15 protein-coding genes are annotated in these 17,301 nt (G+C 63.0%); 6 read left to right on the forward strand and 9 right to left on the reverse strand.

All coding sequences use genetic code 11. From position 1 onward, the window contains the following. Positions 1 to 30 precede the first annotated feature (30 nt). Positions 31 to 807 (forward strand): substrate-binding domain-containing protein, encoded by a 777-nt coding sequence (locus BLV18_RS17765; protein ID WP_090360496.1) that lies wholly within the window; start codon positions 31 to 33, stop codon positions 805 to 807. Here BLV18_RS17765 and BLV18_RS17770 read toward each other — a convergent pair. Further along, a complete protein-coding gene (locus BLV18_RS17770) occupies positions 793 to 1,701 on the reverse strand; it encodes a LysR family transcriptional regulator (RefSeq protein ID WP_090360497.1) in 909 nt (302 codons plus the stop codon). The two genes, BLV18_RS17765 and BLV18_RS17770, sit on opposite strands and share 15 nt — an antisense overlap. A gap of 155 nt (positions 1,702 to 1,856) precedes the next feature. Further along, complete coding sequence (locus tag BLV18_RS17775) at positions 1,857 to 2,783, reverse strand: NmrA/HSCARG family protein (RefSeq protein WP_090360500.1); 927 nt, start codon at positions 2,781 to 2,783, stop codon at positions 1,857 to 1,859. A 128-nt stretch (positions 2,784 to 2,911) separates the two neighbouring features. Here BLV18_RS17775 and BLV18_RS17780 point away from each other — a divergent pair, with 128 nt between their 5' ends. Further along, positions 2,912 to 3,544 (forward strand): TetR/AcrR family transcriptional regulator, encoded by a 633-nt coding sequence (locus BLV18_RS17780; protein ID WP_208598867.1) that lies wholly within the window; start codon positions 2,912 to 2,914, stop codon positions 3,542 to 3,544. A gap of 108 nt (positions 3,545 to 3,652) precedes the next feature. Here the strand turns inward: BLV18_RS17780 and hrpB are convergent, their stop codons facing one another. The 3 genes from hrpB to gstA form a co-directional block, all read right to left on the reverse strand. Then, positions 3,653 to 6,160: an ATP-dependent helicase HrpB gene (gene hrpB / locus BLV18_RS17785; RefSeq protein ID WP_090360501.1), complete on the reverse strand. Its 2,508-nt coding sequence runs from the start codon at positions 6,158 to 6,160 to the stop codon at positions 3,653 to 3,655. Between the two features lie 78 nt (positions 6,161 to 6,238). Continuing rightward, positions 6,239 to 6,676, reverse strand: a complete 438-nt coding sequence (locus tag BLV18_RS17790; RefSeq protein ID WP_056844019.1) for a YqaA family protein — start codon at positions 6,674 to 6,676, stop codon at positions 6,239 to 6,241. Positions 6,677 to 6,789: 113 nt separating this feature from the next. Further along, on the reverse strand, positions 6,790 to 7,419 hold the full coding sequence (gstA, locus tag BLV18_RS17795; RefSeq protein WP_090360503.1) for a glutathione transferase GstA: 630 nt from the start codon (positions 7,417 to 7,419) through the stop codon (positions 6,790 to 6,792). A gap of 150 nt (positions 7,420 to 7,569) precedes the next feature. Between gstA and BLV18_RS17800 the strand changes: the two genes are divergently transcribed. The 3 genes from BLV18_RS17800 to BLV18_RS17810 all read left to right on the forward strand — a co-directional run bounded on the left by BLV18_RS17800 (position 7,570) and on the right by BLV18_RS17810 (position 9,447). Beyond that, the gene (locus tag BLV18_RS17800) at positions 7,570 to 7,929 is read left to right on the forward strand and encodes a winged helix-turn-helix transcriptional regulator (RefSeq protein ID WP_090360505.1); all 360 of its coding nucleotides are present in this window, start codon (positions 7,570 to 7,572) and stop codon (positions 7,927 to 7,929) included. Between the two features lie 220 nt (positions 7,930 to 8,149). After that, positions 8,150 to 8,569 carry a periplasmic Zn2+ metallochaperone PmcY gene (locus tag BLV18_RS17805; RefSeq protein ID WP_090360506.1) on the forward strand — a complete coding sequence of 140 codons (420 nt, stop codon included), beginning with the start codon at positions 8,150 to 8,152 and terminating at the stop codon, positions 8,567 to 8,569. An 8-nt stretch (positions 8,570 to 8,577) separates the two neighbouring features. After that, positions 8,578 to 9,447, forward strand: a complete 870-nt coding sequence (locus BLV18_RS17810) for a cation diffusion facilitator family transporter (RefSeq protein WP_090360508.1) — start codon at positions 8,578 to 8,580, stop codon at positions 9,445 to 9,447. A 1,043-nt stretch (positions 9,448 to 10,490) separates the two neighbouring features. Here the strand turns inward: BLV18_RS17810 and BLV18_RS17815 are convergent. Beyond that, positions 10,491 to 11,489 carry a DUF6515 family protein gene (locus BLV18_RS17815; protein ID WP_090360511.1) on the reverse strand — a complete coding sequence of 333 codons (999 nt, stop codon included), beginning with the start codon at positions 11,487 to 11,489 and terminating at the stop codon, positions 10,491 to 10,493. 473 nt (positions 11,490 to 11,962) lie between these two features. On the opposite strand from BLV18_RS17815, the gene BLV18_RS17820 reads away from it, so the two are divergent. Beyond that, positions 11,963 to 12,442, forward strand: coding sequence for an Lrp/AsnC family transcriptional regulator (locus tag BLV18_RS17820; protein WP_043192694.1), 480 nt, complete (start codon positions 11,963 to 11,965; stop codon positions 12,440 to 12,442). Between the two features lie 180 nt (positions 12,443 to 12,622). On the opposite strand, the gene BLV18_RS17825 is transcribed toward BLV18_RS17820, so the two are convergent. The 3 genes from BLV18_RS17825 to BLV18_RS17835 all read right to left on the reverse strand — a co-directional run bounded on the left by BLV18_RS17825 (position 12,623) and on the right by BLV18_RS17835 (position 17,283). Beyond that, on the reverse strand, positions 12,623 to 13,189 hold the full coding sequence (locus tag BLV18_RS17825) for a pseudouridine synthase (RefSeq protein ID WP_167375987.1): 567 nt from the start codon (positions 13,187 to 13,189) through the stop codon (positions 12,623 to 12,625). 117 nt (positions 13,190 to 13,306) lie between these two features. Further along, positions 13,307 to 14,776, reverse strand: a complete 1,470-nt coding sequence (gene amn, locus BLV18_RS17830; RefSeq protein WP_049860862.1) for an AMP nucleosidase — start codon at positions 14,774 to 14,776, stop codon at positions 13,307 to 13,309. An 80-nt stretch (positions 14,777 to 14,856) separates the two neighbouring features. After that, positions 14,857 to 17,283: a hybrid sensor histidine kinase/response regulator gene (locus BLV18_RS17835; RefSeq protein WP_090360516.1), complete on the reverse strand. Its 2,427-nt coding sequence runs from the start codon at positions 17,281 to 17,283 to the stop codon at positions 14,857 to 14,859. Between the last annotated feature and the right edge of the window lie 18 nt (positions 17,284 to 17,301).

Below are 17,301 nucleotides of genomic sequence, written 5' to 3' on the forward strand. Positions count from 1 at the left end.
ACGCCTGAAACGTCTGAAAAAGGAAACACCATGAAACTGCCCTTCAAATCCCTGCCCGCACTGGCCCTGGCGGCCTTCGTCCTGAGCCCCCTGGCGCAGGCGCAAGAGCTCACCGTGATGACCTCCGGTGGCTTCACCGCTGCCTACAAAAGCCTGGCTCCCGGCTACACCAAAGACACCGGCAACACCCTGAATACCGTGCTTGGCCCGTCCATGGGCAAGGCCCAGGAAGCCATCCCCAACCGCCTGGAACGTGGCGAGCAGGCGGACGTCGTGATCATGGTGGGCTACGCGTTGGATGAGCTGATCAAGCAGGGCAAGGTCGATCCCGGCTCACGCGTCGAGCTGGCCGATTCGCGGATCGGCCTGGCGGTCAAGGCCGGCGCAGAGAAACCTGCCATCGGCACCGACGCCGAACTCAAGCAGACCCTGCTGGCGGCGAAGTCGGTGGCTTATTCCGACAGCGCCAGCGGCGTCTACATCGAGAAACAGCTGTACAAGAAGCTGGGCATCGAGGATCAACTGGCGCCCAAGAGCAAGATGATCGAGCGCATTCCCGTGGCTTCCGTGGTTGCCAAGGGGGACTACCAGCTGGGCTTCCAGCAAGTGGCCGAACTGCTGCCGATTCCCGGCATCACCTTCGTCGGCAAGATTCCGGAAGACGTGCAGTCGGTGACCCGCTATGCCGCGGGCATCCCGAAAAACGCTGCGCACCCGACCGAAGCCAAGCAGTTGCTGGACTACCTGGCGTCGCCCAAGGTACAGGATGCCGTACGCGCTACGGGTCTGGATTCAGTGCCGCGCTAAAGTACCCGGCAAGGCTCGGATCAGGCCTTCCATTTCCAGCGCCGCCGGGGTCAGGGTGCGGCCACGACGCTTGAGCAGCCCCAGGTGCCTCTGCACCTGCGGCTCGATCAACGGCACACTGGCCAGAATGGGATGGGAGGCCGGTGGCATGGCGATCGACGGCACCGCCGCCACCCCCAGCCCGGCTTCGACCAGCCCCAGCACCGTCGTCACGTGCCGCGCCTCGCACAGGCTCGGCCTGGCGAACGTCAGGCCGGGCATGGCCCGGTCCAGCACCAGGCGATTGCCGGATGATCGATCCAGGGTGATGTAGTCATGCTCGTAAGCCTGCGCCCACGTCACCACTTCCAGCTCGGCCAGCGGGTGGTCCTTGCGGCAGGCGATGACATAGCGCTCATCCATCAAGGTACTGAACTCGATGTCCGGCGCCAGATTGCCGCCGAAGCTGACACCGAAATCCGCCTCGCCCGATGATACCGCCGCACTGACCTCATGGGCCGAAACGTCGATCAACCTGACCTTTACCTTGGGATAGCGGCCACGAAAGCTGCGGATCGCATGGGGCATGAAGTAATACGCCGCCGACGGCACGCAGGCAATGACCAGCGTGCCGCCGCGCAACGCCCCCGGCTCGCCGATGCTCAATAACGCCAGATCGAGATCATCGAGCAACCGTTCCACCTGCGGCAGAAACGCCCGTCCCTGGTTGGTCAGAGACACCCGCCGCGTAGTCCGCTCGAACAGCTTCACGCCCAACGCCCCCTCGAGCTTTTCGATGCGCCGACTCAGCGCCGACTGGGTGAGGCGAATCGCCTCCGCCGCCCGCCGAAAACTGCCCTGCTCGACCACTGCCCGAAAGGCCTGCAGATCATTCAAATCAAAGTTGATGCTCACGGTGATGTCATCGCTTCAGGCCGGTACGTGCGCCGATGGTAGGTTGGCGAGGTGGCAGCAGCCAGCATTTGTTGCTGGCTGCCTGTGCGGCTTGATGTCTGCCAACGCGTACCCAAGGCCCGGAGACGAAGCTCGCAGTCTGGATGGGAAAAACCTCAGCCAATGACGAACCTGTCTCGATGTTGTGCAATGAACTGATCGAGTGTGGTCAGGGGCACGCCCCAGCTACGTACGGCCTCGAGGTCTACCCTATAGCCCTCGACGTTGTTCCATGATTCAGCTTGGAAGTACAGTTCGCCATAGGGTCTGGAGAGTGCCTCTTCTTTCGATAAAGTGACTGCCGAAACCGGCCTTCCCGTAGCCTGAGCTATCTTTGCAGCCACTTCGGGCAACGTGACAGACTCCGCAGCGAGATCGATCTCGTGACCATGGAAACGCTCAGGCTCGTCAAAGGCGGCAGCTGCGAACGCCCCGATGTCCTCTACTGCAATCCAATCGATGGAGGTGTCTGCTGCTATTGCAGTTTCAAATCGACCACGTTCGCGAAGTGAAGGGAATTGCAGATCCGCCTGCGGCGGTACGATGTCCTCCATGATCATGGCCGGTTTCAGAATCACCCAATGACGGAAGCCCTGCGCTTTTACCTTCTCGTTGACTGCTGCTTTGTTCTGCCAATATGACGGTTCCCAACGTCCCTCTTTCCAGTCGACGAATTGCTCGTGGTCGCCAGCACGAGCGACCGAGGAGTGGACGATTACACGTACATTGGCCCTATGAGCAGCCTGGACCAGAGCTTCACCGGCCAAGACCTCTGTATGTGGGTCGCTGGGCTGTGATCCCATTTGCACCGAAAAAACACCGTCCACCCCAGTCAATGCTGCATCAAGACTGGCCGTATCGGTAAATTCGCCTTTCACGACCTCGACGCCTTGGACTGCGAGTGCTTGTGCTGCATCGGAAGAAGGATCGCGCACAAAGGCACGTACCGAGCGACCTGCTCTGAGCAACGCACGGATAACCGAACCGCCCTGCTTACCCGTAGCACCCATCACCAGAACGGGAGAGTCAATCGAAGTGGACATAAGCAACCTCTCGAAGAAATATCCGCGCTGAGCGCAGGAAAAGTCCACGAATGGTACGGTCAGGATATACGAAACGCAACAGTTTCGGAAATATACTGTTCCGTATCACCTCCCCTATAATGCTTTCCATGACCGACCAAGCTATCCACCATAAACACCGCCTGCCACCGGCAGAACGGGGGCGTGCTCAAGACAAAAGCCGTGACGGACTTATCATCGATGCCGCCCTAGAGCTGCTGGGTGAAAAGGGTTATCACGCCCTGACCATGACAGATGTGGCGGCACGTGCCGGGGTATCGAAGGCAACCCTGTACCGGCGATGGACGGCCAAAGCAGACCTTGTGACCGATGCCGTGGCCACATTGGATCTCCTGCAGCCACCCCAGTATCCACGCACATCACTGCGAGATGATCTTCTCGCACTGGTGGAACAGGTCGGGAGCTGTGAGGACCGTCCCGAACTGGTCACCGCGACGATGGAGATGGCCCGCTTGCACCCTGATCTGTATCTGTCGCTGGTCAAGCGGTTCAGCACGTTCATACGAATGGAGTTGGGCAAGCTTGCCAGCGAAGCTGGCCATGGGAGTGGTCTCGTTTTATCCGAAGCCAAGCTCGAATTCGTGAGCGATACGGTAGTCGCGCTTCTGGCGCATTACGGTGGCCCTCATGGAGCGCCCATTTCACGCGAGCGGATCGTCGGTCTTGTAGATCATGTGCTGATGGTGCTGATGACGGCGACCCGTGCGAAAAAATCGACCTGAGCCTGCTCCCTGCTCCGCAAGTGCGCTCAGCCCACTGGAACGCACGGTTGACCCGGTCAGGTTGGCAGCGGTGACGACGTCAGGTTGTCGTTGGCCGATGATGTCGTCCTAAGAGCGTGGTTTTACTCTGGCCGTCGCCTCCGCCACCAACGGATCCTCCGGCCAATAATGCTTGGGGTACCGCCCCTTCAAATCCTTCTTCACCTCTTCGTAGGTATTGGCCCAGAAACTCGCCAGATCCTGCGTCACCTGCACCGGTCGCCGCGCTGGCGACAGCAGGTGCAACTTCACCGCTTGCCGTCCACCGGCGATGCGCGGGGTCTCGGCCAGGCCGAACAGCTCCTGCAAACGCACCGCCAGAATCGGCGGGTGCTCGCTATAGTCCAGGCGTACCGATGAGCCTGACGGCACAGCGATGTGGGTCGGCGCCAGCTCATCGAGTTTCTGTGGCAGCGGCCATGGCAGGCTGTTGCGCAGAATGGAGGACAGGTCAAGCTGGCCGAAATGGCTCAGGCGCGTGACCCTGCCCAGGTAGGGCTGCAGCCAGTGCTCCAGCTGTTTCGACAGTGCGGTGTCGCTGACGTCCGGCCAAGGGTTCTGGGCGTCCACTTCTCGCAACAGCATGACCCGCGCCTGCCACTGGCGCAGCTCCGGGGTCCAGGGCAACAGTTCCAGGCCCTTGCGGCGCACCAGCCCGAGCAGGGCCGTGGCGCGAGCGTCGGCGTCCAGGCCTGGCAAGGATTCTCGGCTCAGGATCAGCTCGCCCACTTTGCGCTGACGCTCGGCACGCAATGCTCCCTCACGCTCATCCCAATCCAGCTCATCCACCAGGCGGACCTGATCCTGCAGAACGCTCTCGAACAGTTGCGGATCAAGATCCGCCGCCAGATAGATTCGTTCCTCGCGCTGGCCCTGGCGACTGCCCAGATCGGCGATGACCAGCCAGGCCTGCTTCATGAGTGCATCGACGTCGGCGAACATCGCCGCGCGGCCGTTGCTCAACCGGTATTCGGCCCCGCCGGGGCGACGCTGCCGGGCGATACGATCCGGGTAGGCAAGCGCCAGCAGACACCCTACCCACTTCGGGTCATCCGCATCGGCGACAGCATTCAGCGAGGGTCCTTGCAGATAGGAACGGTACTGCTTCGCCAACTGCTTGGCCCGTTGCGCATCGCGGTGCACACGAGGCCCTGCCAGCATCGCCATTCGGCTGTGCACATCGGCACCGCCTCCACGCTGAATGTCGCGCTCCCCCAATAGCGCCGCCAGGTCACAAGCGTGCTGAGACAGACCAAGCTCGTGCCCACGGATCAGAAGATGGGCGATACGCGGATGGGCAGGCAACTGCGCCATGGCCTGGCCATGGGCCGTTAGAAGGCCGTTGGCATCCAGAGCACCCAGCCGACAGAGCAAGTCGCTGGCCTGGGAAAACGCTGCCGTCGGTGGCGCATCCAGCCAGTGCAACTGATCGGGCGTCACCCCCCAGCGCGCCAGATGCAACGCCAACGCGACGAGGTCGGCTTGCTGGATTTCCGGGGTGCTGAAGCTGGCGAGCTGTTCATGCTGGGCTTCTGACCACAAGCGGTAACAGACACCAGGCTCCAGCCGCCCTGCCCGGCCTGCGCGTTGAGTGGCGCTGGCTTTGGAAATGCGCTGCGTGGCGAGGCGGGTCATCGAGCTGCGCGGATCGAAACGGGGCACGCGCTCCAGGCCGGAATCGATGACGATCCGCACCCCTTCGATGGTGATGCTGGTTTCGGCCAGGTTCGTGGCCAGTACGACTTTGCGTTTGCCGGACGGCGCAGGCTCGATGGCGGTGCGCTGTTCGCTCAGGGACAGCTCGCCATACAGCGGACAGAGCAGGATACGTGACGCGTGATCAGGTGGTTGCCTGCAGAGCCAGTCTTCCAGGTCGCGGTGGACACGTCGAATCTCGGCCTGGCCTGGGAGGAACACCAGTACGCTGCCTTCCTGTTCCTCGATCACCTCGATGCAGGTCGAGACGACGCGAGGCTCTATATACTCCCCGGGCTGCGTGGACTTTCCCCAGACCACGTCCACCGGGTACATCCGGCCTTCGCTGCTGACGATCGGCGCATCGTCGAGCAAGGCCGATATCCGCTCGCCGTCCAGCGTGGCGGACATCACCAGCACCTTCAGTGGCGAGTCGTCCCGGAACAGCTCGCGGCCATTCAGGGCGAGTGCCAGCGCCAGGTCTGCGTCCAGATTGCGCAGGTGAAATTCGTCGAAGATGATCAGGCCCACGCCATCCAACGAAGGATCGTCCTGCAGCCTGCGTGCAAGAATCCCTTCGGTCACCACCTCGATTCGAGTCCTGGGACCAACGCGGCTCTCGAGACGGATTCGATAACCGACCGTTTCGCCCACCGCTTCGCCCAGTTCCTTTGCCATCCGTTCTGCTGCTGCGCGAGCGGCCAGTCGACGGGGTTCGAGCATGACGATGGTCTGCCCGGCCAGCCACGGCTGATCCAGGAGCGCGAGCGGAACACGTGTGGTTTTACCGGCGCCGGGCGGCGCTTGCAGCACGGCCTCATTGCGATCGTGAAGGGCTTCGAGGAGCGCCGGCAAGGCGGCGTCAATCGGCAACGAGGTCATGGTCTCTCCGGCAGTGGTGCCGCAATTATACAAGCTACGGCAGGCCGACGGGCGTACTCGGATCCCCATGCGCAGCCGTCATGTCCACCCCAGCGCCACGGCGGCCAGCACCAGATAACGCATACCTTTGGCCAGGGTGACGATCAGCAGAAAGCGCCAGAAGGGCTCGCGCATGACGCCGGCAACGACGGTCAGCGGATCGCCAATGATCGGCACCCAGCTCAGCAACAACGACCAGTGCCCGTAGCGCAGATAGGACTGCTGGGCCTTTGCGAGCTTTGCCTCGCTCACTGGAAACCAGCGCTTGTGGCGGAACCTCTCAACGCAGCGGCCCAGCACCCAGTTCAGTACAGAACCCAGTACGTTGCCGACTATGGCGACGGTCAACAGGGTCGAAATGACGTAGCGATCGGACAACAACATGCCAACCAGTACCGCCTCGGACTGCATCGGCAGCAACGTGGCCGCACCGAACGCTGCCAAGAAAAGACCCAGGTAACTGGTGAGTTCAAACATCGAGGACTTGCCTTACAGGTTCGGGCCGATCCAGCCATGGAGACCGGTCGCCCTGCTCAGGGATTCCTGCGTCATGTTGCTGCTCTTGTGCTCGAATCGACCAATGTCTGCTTTTACACAAGACCTTCTTCCCGCAACGCTTTCTGAACTGCTGGACGAACCTTGACCCGGTCATACCAGGCACGGAGGTTATGCAAATCGTCGAAGTGAATGTCGACTTTGTAATAGCTGGTCAACCACGCGGCCTGCCCCCAGCCTGTCAACGCGAACAAGTAGGCGTCAGCCACGGTGAAGTGATCACCCATGAGGTAGGGCTTGCTGGTCAACTGCTCGTCGATCCAGGCGAAGCGCTTCTCCAACTTTGGCTTCGCACTGTCTACGTATCGACCGGCCAGTGTCGAGTACAACAGCGGAATGTAGCCTTTGTGGATCTCGGTGGAAAGGAAGTTCAGCCACTCCTGAAGCTGGTATCGATCAAGGGTGCCATGGCCGGGAACGAGTCCGAGCTCCGGCTTCAGGTCACCCAGATATTGCACGATGGCTGGACCTTCGCGCAGAAGGGTTCCGTCGTCCAGTTCGAGTGCAGGCACGTAGCCAAGGCGATTGATTTTCAAATAATCGTCGCCTGATTCGGTCAGGTGCTTCTTGTGATCGACCTTGATCCGTGCAACATCAAGACCTAGCTCATTGAGCACGATATGGGGAGACAGGGAACAAGACGCGGGGATGCAATACAGCTTCATGTGCAGACTCCAGAGCGTGAGTGAGCGCTGTCGATTTCCACCTGCAGACAGCACCAGCTCATTCTAGGAGCGCGGTATAAAATAGGAAGAACGCACTATTTTGTAGTATAGGTACAAAAAATATACCTCTATTGTCCGAGGATGCAGACCATGAAAGACAACCTGTCAGGCTGCTCTGTCGAAGAAGCGATGCGCCTGCTCGGTGGGCGCTGGCGACTGCTCATTGCGTCCTACCTGCTCGATGGACCGAAGCGCTTCAGTGCGCTCAGGCGAGACATCCCCGCTATCTCGCAACGAATGCTGACCTTGGATTTACGTGCGCTTGAGGAAGCTGGACTTGTGAAACGCACTGTATTTCCCACCGTGCCTGTCACGGTTGAATATGAACTCACCGTTGAGGGACGGCGCTTGGAGCCTGTAGTCGAGGTCATGAAACACTTTGGGCTATGGGTCAAAGGGCGCGAGTCTGTTGGCAGTAAGATTCCCATTGATGCGGCCATGGCGGATTGATTCTGTTCGCGCATGCTCTTGCATGATGGGCGATGGTTTTCGGTTGAGCCGTTTTCAGCGCCGACCGAACATTCAAGGGCTCGACTACCATCATCTCGGCACGACGAGCCTTCTATCGAGCGCTAGCACGACCTTGTGTTGCAGTCTCTGAGAGGTACGCTCCATCTACTCCGCTCGACCATTTGCTTGTATCGTTGCAGCTTATTTTGCGGAGATTGTCATGCGTATTCATCAACGTTTGCTCTGCGGCGCCGTTGCCGCTGCCCTGATGACCCAGTTGACCGCTTGCGGCACCTTGTTCTGGCCCGATCGGCGCGGGCAGATCGAGGGCCGTATCGACCCGGTCGTGGCGGCGCTGGATGCCATCGGTATCCTGTTCTATGTGATTCCCGGGTTGATCGCCTTCGGTGTGGACTTCGCCACGGGCGCGATCTACCTCAACGACGGCAAGACCGCGCATATTTCGCCGGAGAAACTGCAGCCAGCGGTCGGTCGCGATGGCAAGGTGGACAACCTCAAACTGCAGGCCATTCTTGAAACCGAACTGGGCCGCAGCCTGCCGCTGGACGATCCACGCCTGATCCAGCACAAGGGCAGTGTCGAACAGCTGGCCATGTATGGTCTGAAACCCGCCGCTTAAGGATTGCGATGCCAACCAGCAAGGAACATGCGCGCCTGCTTCGCCTCGCGACACGGGCGTCATTGGCGGTGGCCAGTATTCTCATCGTGGCCAAGGCCGTGGCCTGGTGGCTCAGTGGTTCGGTGAGCCTGCTCGCGGGGCTGACCGATTCGGTGCTCGATGGTGCGGCGTCGTTTCTCAACCTGTTGGCGGTGCACTATGCGCTGCGCCCGGCCGATGATGATCACCGCTATGGGCACGGCAAGGCTGAAGCCTTGGCGGGGATGGCCCAGGCGTTGTTCATCGGGTCCAGCGCCGTGCTGATCGGTTATCAGGCGTGGAAGCAGTTGCAGGATCCCCAGCCGCTGGGCGCTGCGGGGGTGGGCATCGCGGTGATGATCCTTTCCCTGGTCCTGACCGTGGCGCTGTTGGCCCTGCAATACAAGGTCATCCGCGAAACCGGTTCGACGGCCGTGCGCGCGGACTCGCTGCATTATCGTTCGGACCTGCTGCTTAACAGCAGCATCCTGGTGGCGCTGGTGCTGGCCAGCTATGGCTGGCCGCAGCTGGATGCCTTCTTTGGCCTGGGCATTGCGCTATACATCCTGTGGAGCGCGGTGCACATCGCCCGCGAAAGCACGGCGATCCTGATGGACCAGGAACTGCCGCTGGATGTCAGCGAACAGATGCTGGCGCTGGCGTGCAATGTGCCGGGGGTGCTGGGCGCTCACGACCTGCGCACGCGCATGTCGGGCAACCATTGGTTCGTGCAGGTGCATCTGGAATTGCCCGGGCAGTTGTCGCTGGCCGACGCCCACGGCATCTGCGAGGACGTGGAAGCGGCCATCGAAAGCCAGTACCCACGCGCCGAAGTTCTGGTTCACGCTGATCCCGTTTGATAGAAATGCGGTCAGCCTGCAAAACCGCAGTGCTCCCGGACGCGGCTTGCGCCGCTGCTACAGGGGATCGCGGCGCCCCGTCAACGCACGCCCCCTGTAGCAGCGGCGCGAGCCGCGTCGGCGGCGAATGCGGTCCGCCTGAAAAACGCGGCGTCCCCGGACGCGGCTTGCGCCGCTGCTACAGGGGATCGCGGCGCCCCGTCAACGCACGCCCCCTGTAGCAGCGGCGCGAGCCGCGTCGGCGGCGAATGCGGTCCGCCTGAAAAAACGCGGTGTCCCCGGACGCGGCTTGCGCCGCTGCTACAGGGGATCGCGGCGCCCCGTAAACGTACGCCCCCTGTAGCAGCGGCGCGAGCCGCGTCGGCGGCGAATGCGGTCCGGCTGAAAAAACGCGGTGTCCCCGGACGCGGCTTGCGCCGCTGCTACAGGGGATCGCGGCGCCCCGCAAACGCACGCCCCCTGTAGCAGCGGCGCGAGCCGCGTCGGCGGTGGATGCGGTCCGCCTGCAAAAACGCGGTGCCCCCGGACGCGGCTTGCGCCGCTGCTACAGGGGATCGCGGCGCCCCGCAAACGCACGCCCCCTGTAGCAGCGGCGCGAGCCGCGTCGGCGGCGAATGCGGTCCGGCTGAAAAAACGCGGTGTCCCCGGACGCGGCTTGCGCCGCTGCTACAGGGGATCGCGGCAACCCGTAAACGCACGCCCTCTGTAGCAGCGGCGCGAGCCGCGTCGGCGGCGAATGCGGTCCGGCTGAAAAAACGCGGAGGCCCCGGACGCGGCTTGCGCCGCTGCTACAGGGGATCGCGGCAACCCGTAAACGCACGCCCTCTGTAGCAGCGGCGCGAGCCGCGTCGGCGGCGAATGCGGTCCGGCTGAAAAAACGCGGAGTCCCCGGACGCGGCTTGCGCCGCTGCTACAGGGGATCGCGGCGCCCCGCAAACGCACGCCCCCTGTAGCAGCGGCGCGAGCCGCGTCGGCGGTCGATGCGGTGTGTCATGCAGAACGCGGTGCCTTGTGGCTGCGGCGCAAGCTGCGTCGGTACGCGATCAATTCACCGTGTAGCCGCGTGACGCGAAGCAGTTGGCGAGGCTTTGCCGGTACACGCTGACCACTTCAGGCGATGGCGCATAGGTGGCGCTGGCGGGGTCGAAGCGGCTTTGTTCCACGGCCCAGCGCTTGCACTCGTATTGATCCTGGGCAACCTGCTGCGGACTCTGGCCCTGGGCCGGATACGCCGCGACGTCGTAGCTGGTCAAGGTCGGCGCGGGCTGTGGAATGCTGGCATTCACCGGCGGATTCACCACCACGTATTCCTGGGTGTTATCGACCCACTGGTAGTACGTCCCCGCCGCCACGAAGAACACCGAGCTACCGATCCACATGCGCTGCGCGTAATCGGGCAGCACCCGCACTCTAACACCGCGCGGAGGTTCGATCACCACATACCGCGGGCCCTGGGGTCGGTACCAGTACCCACCCGAATAGTAATAATCCTGCCCTCGGTACGGCACGCGATAATTCTGGCCGGGGAAGCGATCGATCACCTGCCCCGGACGATACTGCGGGCCGGGGCCCCAGCCGCCACCGTGATCACCGGGCGAGCGATCACGACCGCCCTCCCAGCGCCGGTCGTTGTCTCGACGCAGGTCCGGATAGCTGCCTCTCAACGGCGCCTGGGTCTGGCGCACTTCGTCAGGCTTGCCGATGATCGGCGGCCGATTGTCCTGCTGGCCACCTTCGGGGCGACCCTGTTCCGGCCTGTTGCCCTGCCACTGGTTCGGATTGCCGCCTGGTCGGCCTTGCCACTGCCCCTGATTGCCCTGCACAGGCCGCCCTTGCCACTGGCCCTGATTGCCACCGGGCTGCGGCCGATACTGGCCACCCCCAGGTTGCTGACCCGGCCCGGCGTTGCCCCCGCCCGGCCCGCGCTGGCCGCCGTTGGAGCTGCCGCGCAACTGATCCTGCGGACCTTCCGCATACGCCGGCGCGCCTACGGCCAGGCAGAGCGCAGCGACACCGGCCAGACGCCAGAGGGGCGATTTCATGCTGTTCCTCGCAAGATAAGGGGAGCTACTGATCATCAGACTGACAAACCCGAATCCGGTTCTGTGAAGATCCCGTCAGGGACCTGCACAGGTTATCAGCACAAGCAGCCACTTCATGACTGACCCACTGCGCCACACTCACCACCGTTTCGCAGGCGAAAAAAAAGGAGACCCGTCGGCCTCCTCTCTCGAACTCTGTCCCTGCTCGACGCTTGTGACGTCGGCTCACCTCACGCCGCCTTCTGGGCAGTGTGCAGCCCGGGGGCCAGCGCAACCCCGGTGGGGGCGGTGGCCGCAACCCGCCTGATTGAGCGGATCGCAGTGGACTCATGTCCGGGCAGTGATTCTGTGGATAACTATAGCGCCGCAGGTGCAGCAGCCGATTGCGAACATTGCTGATTTACACAGCACTTGCGCAATTTTTGCCTTCGGATGGATAATTTGCCGCAACGCAAAACACGAAGGCAGATTTGATGAGCAAACTTGATCGCTATGATCTGAGTATTTTGGCTGAATTGCAGCGCGACGCGCGCATTTCCAACCAGGAACTGGCCGAACGCATTGGTCTCTCGCCATCGCCTTGCTCTCGGCGCGTCAAGCAGCTCGAAGACGACGGCTACATTTCCCGCCAGGTCGCTCTGCTGGACCGCAAGAAGCTGGGGTTGAGCCTGACCGCCTATGTGCTGATCGGCATGGACCGCCACACCCCGGAACGTTTCGAAACCTTCGAAGCGGCCATTCGCGGGCTGCCGCAGGTGCTCGAATGCAGCCTGGTGACCGGCATGGATGCCGACTATCAGCTCAAGGTAGTGGTACCGGACATGGACCACTATCAAAAGCTTCTGCTGGGCCACCTGACGCGGATCGAGGGGGTGACCAGCGTGCGTTCCAGCTTCGTGCTCAACCAGGTCATGGCCAGTACTGAACTGCCGTTGACCCATCTGCGTAGCTAAGGCTGAGGCCTGAGGCAGGCTGGCAGATCTTCGCGGGCAGAGCCCGCTCCCACAAGGGGCAGAGCTTGAGGCAGACTGTCGGAGCTTCGCGGGCAGAGCCCGCTCCCATACGAGGTAGGGCCGGAGGCAGGCTGGTAGATCTTCGCGGGCAGAGCCCGCTCCCACAGGGGGCGGGGCCTGCTACAGGCTGGCGGGCACCTCGCGCCATTCCCCCTGTCCCAGGCCCTCGAGGCTCCAGTTACCGATGCGAACCCGTACCAGACGCAGGGTCGGCAGGCCCACCGCCGCCGTCATGCGTCGCACCTGACGGTTGCGCCCTTCCTTGATCACCAGTTCCAGCCAATGGGTCGGCACGCTCTTGCGAAAGCGCACGGGCGGATCGCGCGGCCACAGGTCCGGCTCGTCCAGCAACCGCGCCTCGGCGGGCAAGGTCATGCCATCGTTGAGTTCCACCCCGCTGCGCAAACGCTGCAATTGCGCCTCGTCGGGCGCGCCTTCGACCTGCACCCAATAGGTCTTGGCCAGCTTGTGCTTCGGGTCGGCGATGCGCGCCTGCAGTTGCCCATCGTTGGTCAGCAACAACAGCCCTTCGCTGTCGCGGTCCAGACGGCCGGCCGGGTAGATCCCGGCGATGTCGATGAAATCCTTCAAGGTCGCGCGCCCCTCACCGTCGCTGAACTGGGTCAGCACGTCGAACGGCTTGTTGAACAGCACCAGCCGAGGTTGGGCAGGTGGCGCCTTGGCCACGCGGCGTTTACCGGCGGCGGGACGTTGCTTGGAGCGAGGAGGCAAAGGCATGACAAAAGGCTTTTGTGCGGGCAAGAGCGCTCATGCTAGAGGCCCTTGCCCGCCACGGCAAACCTGTCAGCGGAACGGCGGCTCGTCGAAACTGCGCAGCTTGCGCGAGTGCAGCGAATTGAGCTGACTGCGCAGCAGGTTCAAGGCAGCGATACCAATGTTCAGGTGCTGGCTGACCGCGCGATTGTAGAACGCGTTGGCCGATCCCGGCAGCTTGATCTCGCTGTGCAGCGGCTTGTCGGACACGCATAGCAAGGTGCCGTAGGGCACCCGCAGGCGATAGCCCTGTGCGGCGATGGTGCCGCTTTCCATGTCCACCGCGACGGCGCGCGACAGGTTGATCAGCGGCCGCTCCTGAGCCCAGCGCAGTTCCCAGTTGCGGTCGTCGTAGGTCAGCACGGTGCCGGTGCGCAGACGCTTCTTGAGGTCGTCGCCGCGCTCGCCGGTGACTTGCGCCGCCGCTTCCTGCAAGGCCAGCTGCACTTCGGCCAGGGCCGGGATGGGGATGTTGGGCGGCAGGACCCGATCGAGAATCCCGTCCTGGCGCATGTACGCGTGGGCCAGGACGTAGTCGCCGATGGTCTGCGACTGACGCAGGCCACCGCAGTGGCCGATCATCAACCAGCAATGCGGGCGCAGCACGGCCAGGTGGTCGGTGATGTTCTTGGCATTCGAGGGGCCGACGCCGATGTTCACCAGGGTCACGCCATCGCCATCCTCGGCGATCAGGTGGTAGGCCGGCATCTGGTAGCGGTGCCAGACCACGCTGGCCACCAGCGCCTGGGCCTCACCGTTGTCCATGCTCTTTTCGATGATCACGTTGCCCGGCATCACCAGGCGCACGAAGCGTGGGTCGTTGCGCAGCTGCTCCAGACCGTGGGTGACGAACTGGTCGACGTAGCGGTGATAGTTGGTCAGCAGGATCCAGGGCTGCACATGCTTCCAGTCGCTACCGGTGTAGTGGATCAAACGGCGCAGGGAGAAATCCACCCGCGCAGCATCGAACAGCGCCAGCGGCAGCGGATCGGCCGTGGCCCAGTCGTACAGGCCGTCGGCAATACCGTCGGTGGCGGCGGACAGGTCGGTGCTGGGGAACACTCGCGCCAGCGCTGCGGCGGTCACACCGCTGCCGGCCAGCTCGTCGCCCTGGTCGACGACGTAGGGGTAAGGGATGTTCTGTTCGCTGACACCGACTTCGATGGTCACCGCGAAGTCGCGCATCAAGGGCCGCAACTGGTCCAGCAGATAGCCGCGGAAGGCCGCAGGCTGGGTCACGGTCACCGAATAGACGCCAGGCAGGTTGACCTTGGCGTAGGCGCGGGTGATGGCCGGCAATTCGCCGTTGTAGGCGTAGGTCAGGCGCAGTTCGGGGTAGCGGAACAGGTCACGTTCGGCCGCATCCGGCTCGCTGCGATCCTTGAGGTAGCGCTTGAGTGCCTGGCTCAGGGCGCGGGTGGCCCGTTCGTGCAGCTCCGCCAGCCGATCCACGGCTTGTTCGGCGGTTTCTACAACTACGAAGTCTGGGGCATTACTCATGGGGCATGTCCTGGCTGATCTGGCAGTCTTGCATCTTGCCTGCAATGCCGACGAAAGGCACCCCCGTGACGCGTCCCGGATTATGCCGGGGCTGCTCCGGGCGGAGCGTCCGCAGCCAGCGGCGAGAGGGGCTTGGGCTGTGCGAGGACGCAGCCATGCAACAGCGCCTGCAGTTCTTCGAAGCGCACCGGACGCGCCAGACACACCGACACACCTGCCTCCAGGCAACGCTCGCGCTGCCCCTGCTGGCCGACATCGGTGATCGCCAGCACCGGCAGCCGCTCGCACCCTGGCAGGCTGCGCAGCGCACGGGTGGTCTGCAGGGCGCTCTGGGTCGGCAGGCTGCACTCCATCAGCACCGCATCGAACCGCTCGCGCGCCAGCAGGGCCAATGCGCCCGAACCGTCCTCGGCAGTCCGCACCCGATAGCCGAGCTTGAGCAGCATGCCGCGAACGACCAACTGGTCGACGCTGTTGTCGTCCACCAGCAACACGGTGCATTCGTGGGCGGCGCGCTGGGTACCGAAGGCACCGGCATTGGTGCTCAAGGCACGGCCCGGATGGGCTTCGACCACCCCCAGACGCACGCTGAATTCGAAACAGCTGCCGCGTCCGGGCTCGGACTGGTGATGAAGCTGACCACCCACCAGCTCGGCCAACTGCCGACAGATCGCCAGACCGATGCCCAGCCCGCCGTATTCGCGGGTCATGGAACCATCGAGTTGGTAGAAGCGCTGATAGAGCGTCTCTTCGTCACGATGCGTGAAGCCGATGCCGCTGTCGCTGACCTTGAAGATGAGCTGCAGGTGATCGTCCTGCGGCTCGCCGCCGCTGACCCGCACGTTGACGCTGCCTTCGCGGGTGAACTTGATGCCGTTGTCGATCAGGCAGGCCAGGCACAGCGCGAGCTTCTTGACGTCTCCCCGCAGACGATCGGGCAATCCCGCGGCGCGCTCGACGGTGAACGCCAGCCCCTTGGCATGGGCTTGGCGGCTGAACTGCATCTGCATGCTGTCGAGCAGCGCCTGCAGGCTGAACGGTTCGTTGCGCGGATAGAGCCGCCCGGCCTGCAGTTCGGTCAGGATCAGAATGTCGTCGACCATGCGCATCATGTCCCGCGCCGAGCCTGCCGCAGTGTGTTGATACTGGGCCAGCTCCGGCCCCATGGGTACGGTCTGCATCAGTTCCAGCGAGCCGATCACGCCATTCATCGGCGTGCGCAGTTCGTGGGTGACAGTGGCCAGGAACTCATCCTTCAAGCGGTTGCTCGCCGCCAGCTCCTGGTTCGCCAGTTCAAGCTTGAGGCCGGCTTCCTTGAGCGTCTGCGCCTGCTGGTCGCGCAGCACGTTGATGCGGTCGGCCAGCGCAAGCGACAGCAGACCGACCTCCAGCGCCGAGCCGATCTGACTGGCGTACATGGTGATGAACACGTTGGGCAGATAGCCCAGCACCATCAGCGTGTTCACGATGCCGCCCAGCAGGAACGCGCTCCAGGCGATGATGAAATAGCGCGCCAGGCGCATGCCGCGCAACCAGGCGACGATACCGGCGGTGAAGATCACTACGGTGAAACACAACGCCAGCGCCGTGGCCAGACGCAACGCCAAGGCGTAGCTGGTCGACAGCGACAGCGCCATGACCACGGCGCCGTACACCATCAGGCCGATCAGCAGCCGATCCATCCAACGACTGTGGCGGGCGGTCTGTAGAAAACTGCGCGAGAACAGGCAGCCGAAGAACCCGGCCGCGCCGATGAAGAACGGCGTGGCAGCGTTGGCCCACCACGGGTTGTTCGGCCAGAAATACTCGACCCCGGCGCCGTTCACCGACACCTGGTAAAGCCCGAATGAGGCGATATAGACGATGTAGTAGAGATAGCTGCGGTCGCGCACGCTGAGGAAGATGAACAGGTTGTACACCAGCATGCCCAGCAGCACGCCGTAGATCAGCCCGAGCACGTACAGCCGTGAAGGCTGCGCCTCCAGGTAGGCATTGGCCGACCACAGGCTTACCGGCGCCTGGACCGAACCCTGGCTGTGCAAGCGCAGGTACACCGTCTTGGCTTCATCGGGCTGGAAAGGCACTTCGAACAGGTAGTTGTTCTGCTTGATCTGCCGGCTGTCGTACGGCAACGCATCGCCGGTTCGCTGCACCAGGTGGTACTGGCCGGCGGCATCGGGCAGGTACAGCTCCAGGTGATCCATCGGCGGATACGCCAGCTCCAGCAGCCAGCTATGGGGTGATCTGTCGGCACGCGGCACATAGCGCAGATCGATACGCAGCCAGAACACCGACTTCGAATAGCCCGCATTGAGCACGTCGGCATGGTGCTGGTGGAAGGCCGGGGCCAGGTCGCGGGTGATCTGCTCGATGGTCGCATCGCCGGCCACGTCTTCGTAGACCTGCATCGAGCGGCCGAGCGCAAGGCTGCGCGTGGTCTCGTCGAAGTCGACTGCACAGGCCAGCATGGGCAGCAAGGCCATGATCAGGATAAGCAAATAGCGCATACAGCCCCAGCGTGGCAC

It is taken from the genome of Pseudomonas coleopterorum, assembly GCF_900105555.1.
Lineage (GTDB): Bacteria > Pseudomonadota > Gammaproteobacteria > Pseudomonadales > Pseudomonadaceae > Aquipseudomonas > Aquipseudomonas coleopterorum.

Coding starts and splice junctions, on each gene's coding strand:
- BLV18_RS17765 (WP_090360496.1), top strand. CDS start 31: ATGAAACTGCCCTTCAAATCCCTGCCCGCACTGGCCCTGGCGGCCTTC.
- BLV18_RS17775 (WP_090360500.1), bottom strand. CDS start 2,783: ATGTCCACTTCGATTGACTCTCCCGTTCTGGTGATGGGTGCTACGGGT.
- BLV18_RS17780 (WP_208598867.1), top strand. CDS start 2,912: ATGACCGACCAAGCTATCCACCATAAACACCGCCTGCCACCGGCAGAA.
- hrpB (WP_090360501.1), bottom strand. CDS start 6,160: ATGACCTCGTTGCCGATTGACGCCGCCTTGCCGGCGCTCCTCGAAGCC.
- BLV18_RS17790 (WP_056844019.1), bottom strand. CDS start 6,676: ATGTTTGAACTCACCAGTTACCTGGGTCTTTTCTTGGCAGCGTTCGGT.
- gstA (WP_090360503.1), bottom strand. CDS start 7,419: ATGAAGCTGTATTGCATCCCCGCGTCTTGTTCCCTGTCTCCCCATATC.
- BLV18_RS17800 (WP_090360505.1), top strand. CDS start 7,570: ATGAAAGACAACCTGTCAGGCTGCTCTGTCGAAGAAGCGATGCGCCTG.
- BLV18_RS17805 (WP_090360506.1), top strand. CDS start 8,150: ATGCGTATTCATCAACGTTTGCTCTGCGGCGCCGTTGCCGCTGCCCTG.
- BLV18_RS17810 (WP_090360508.1), top strand. CDS start 8,578: ATGCCAACCAGCAAGGAACATGCGCGCCTGCTTCGCCTCGCGACACGG.
- BLV18_RS17815 (WP_090360511.1), bottom strand. CDS start 11,489: ATGAAATCGCCCCTCTGGCGTCTGGCCGGTGTCGCTGCGCTCTGCCTG.
- BLV18_RS17820 (WP_043192694.1), top strand. CDS start 11,963: ATGAGCAAACTTGATCGCTATGATCTGAGTATTTTGGCTGAATTGCAG.
- amn (WP_049860862.1), bottom strand. CDS start 14,776: ATGAGTAATGCCCCAGACTTCGTAGTTGTAGAAACCGCCGAACAAGCC.
- BLV18_RS17835 (WP_090360516.1), bottom strand. CDS start 17,283: ATGCGCTATTTGCTTATCCTGATCATGGCCTTGCTGCCCATGCTGGCC.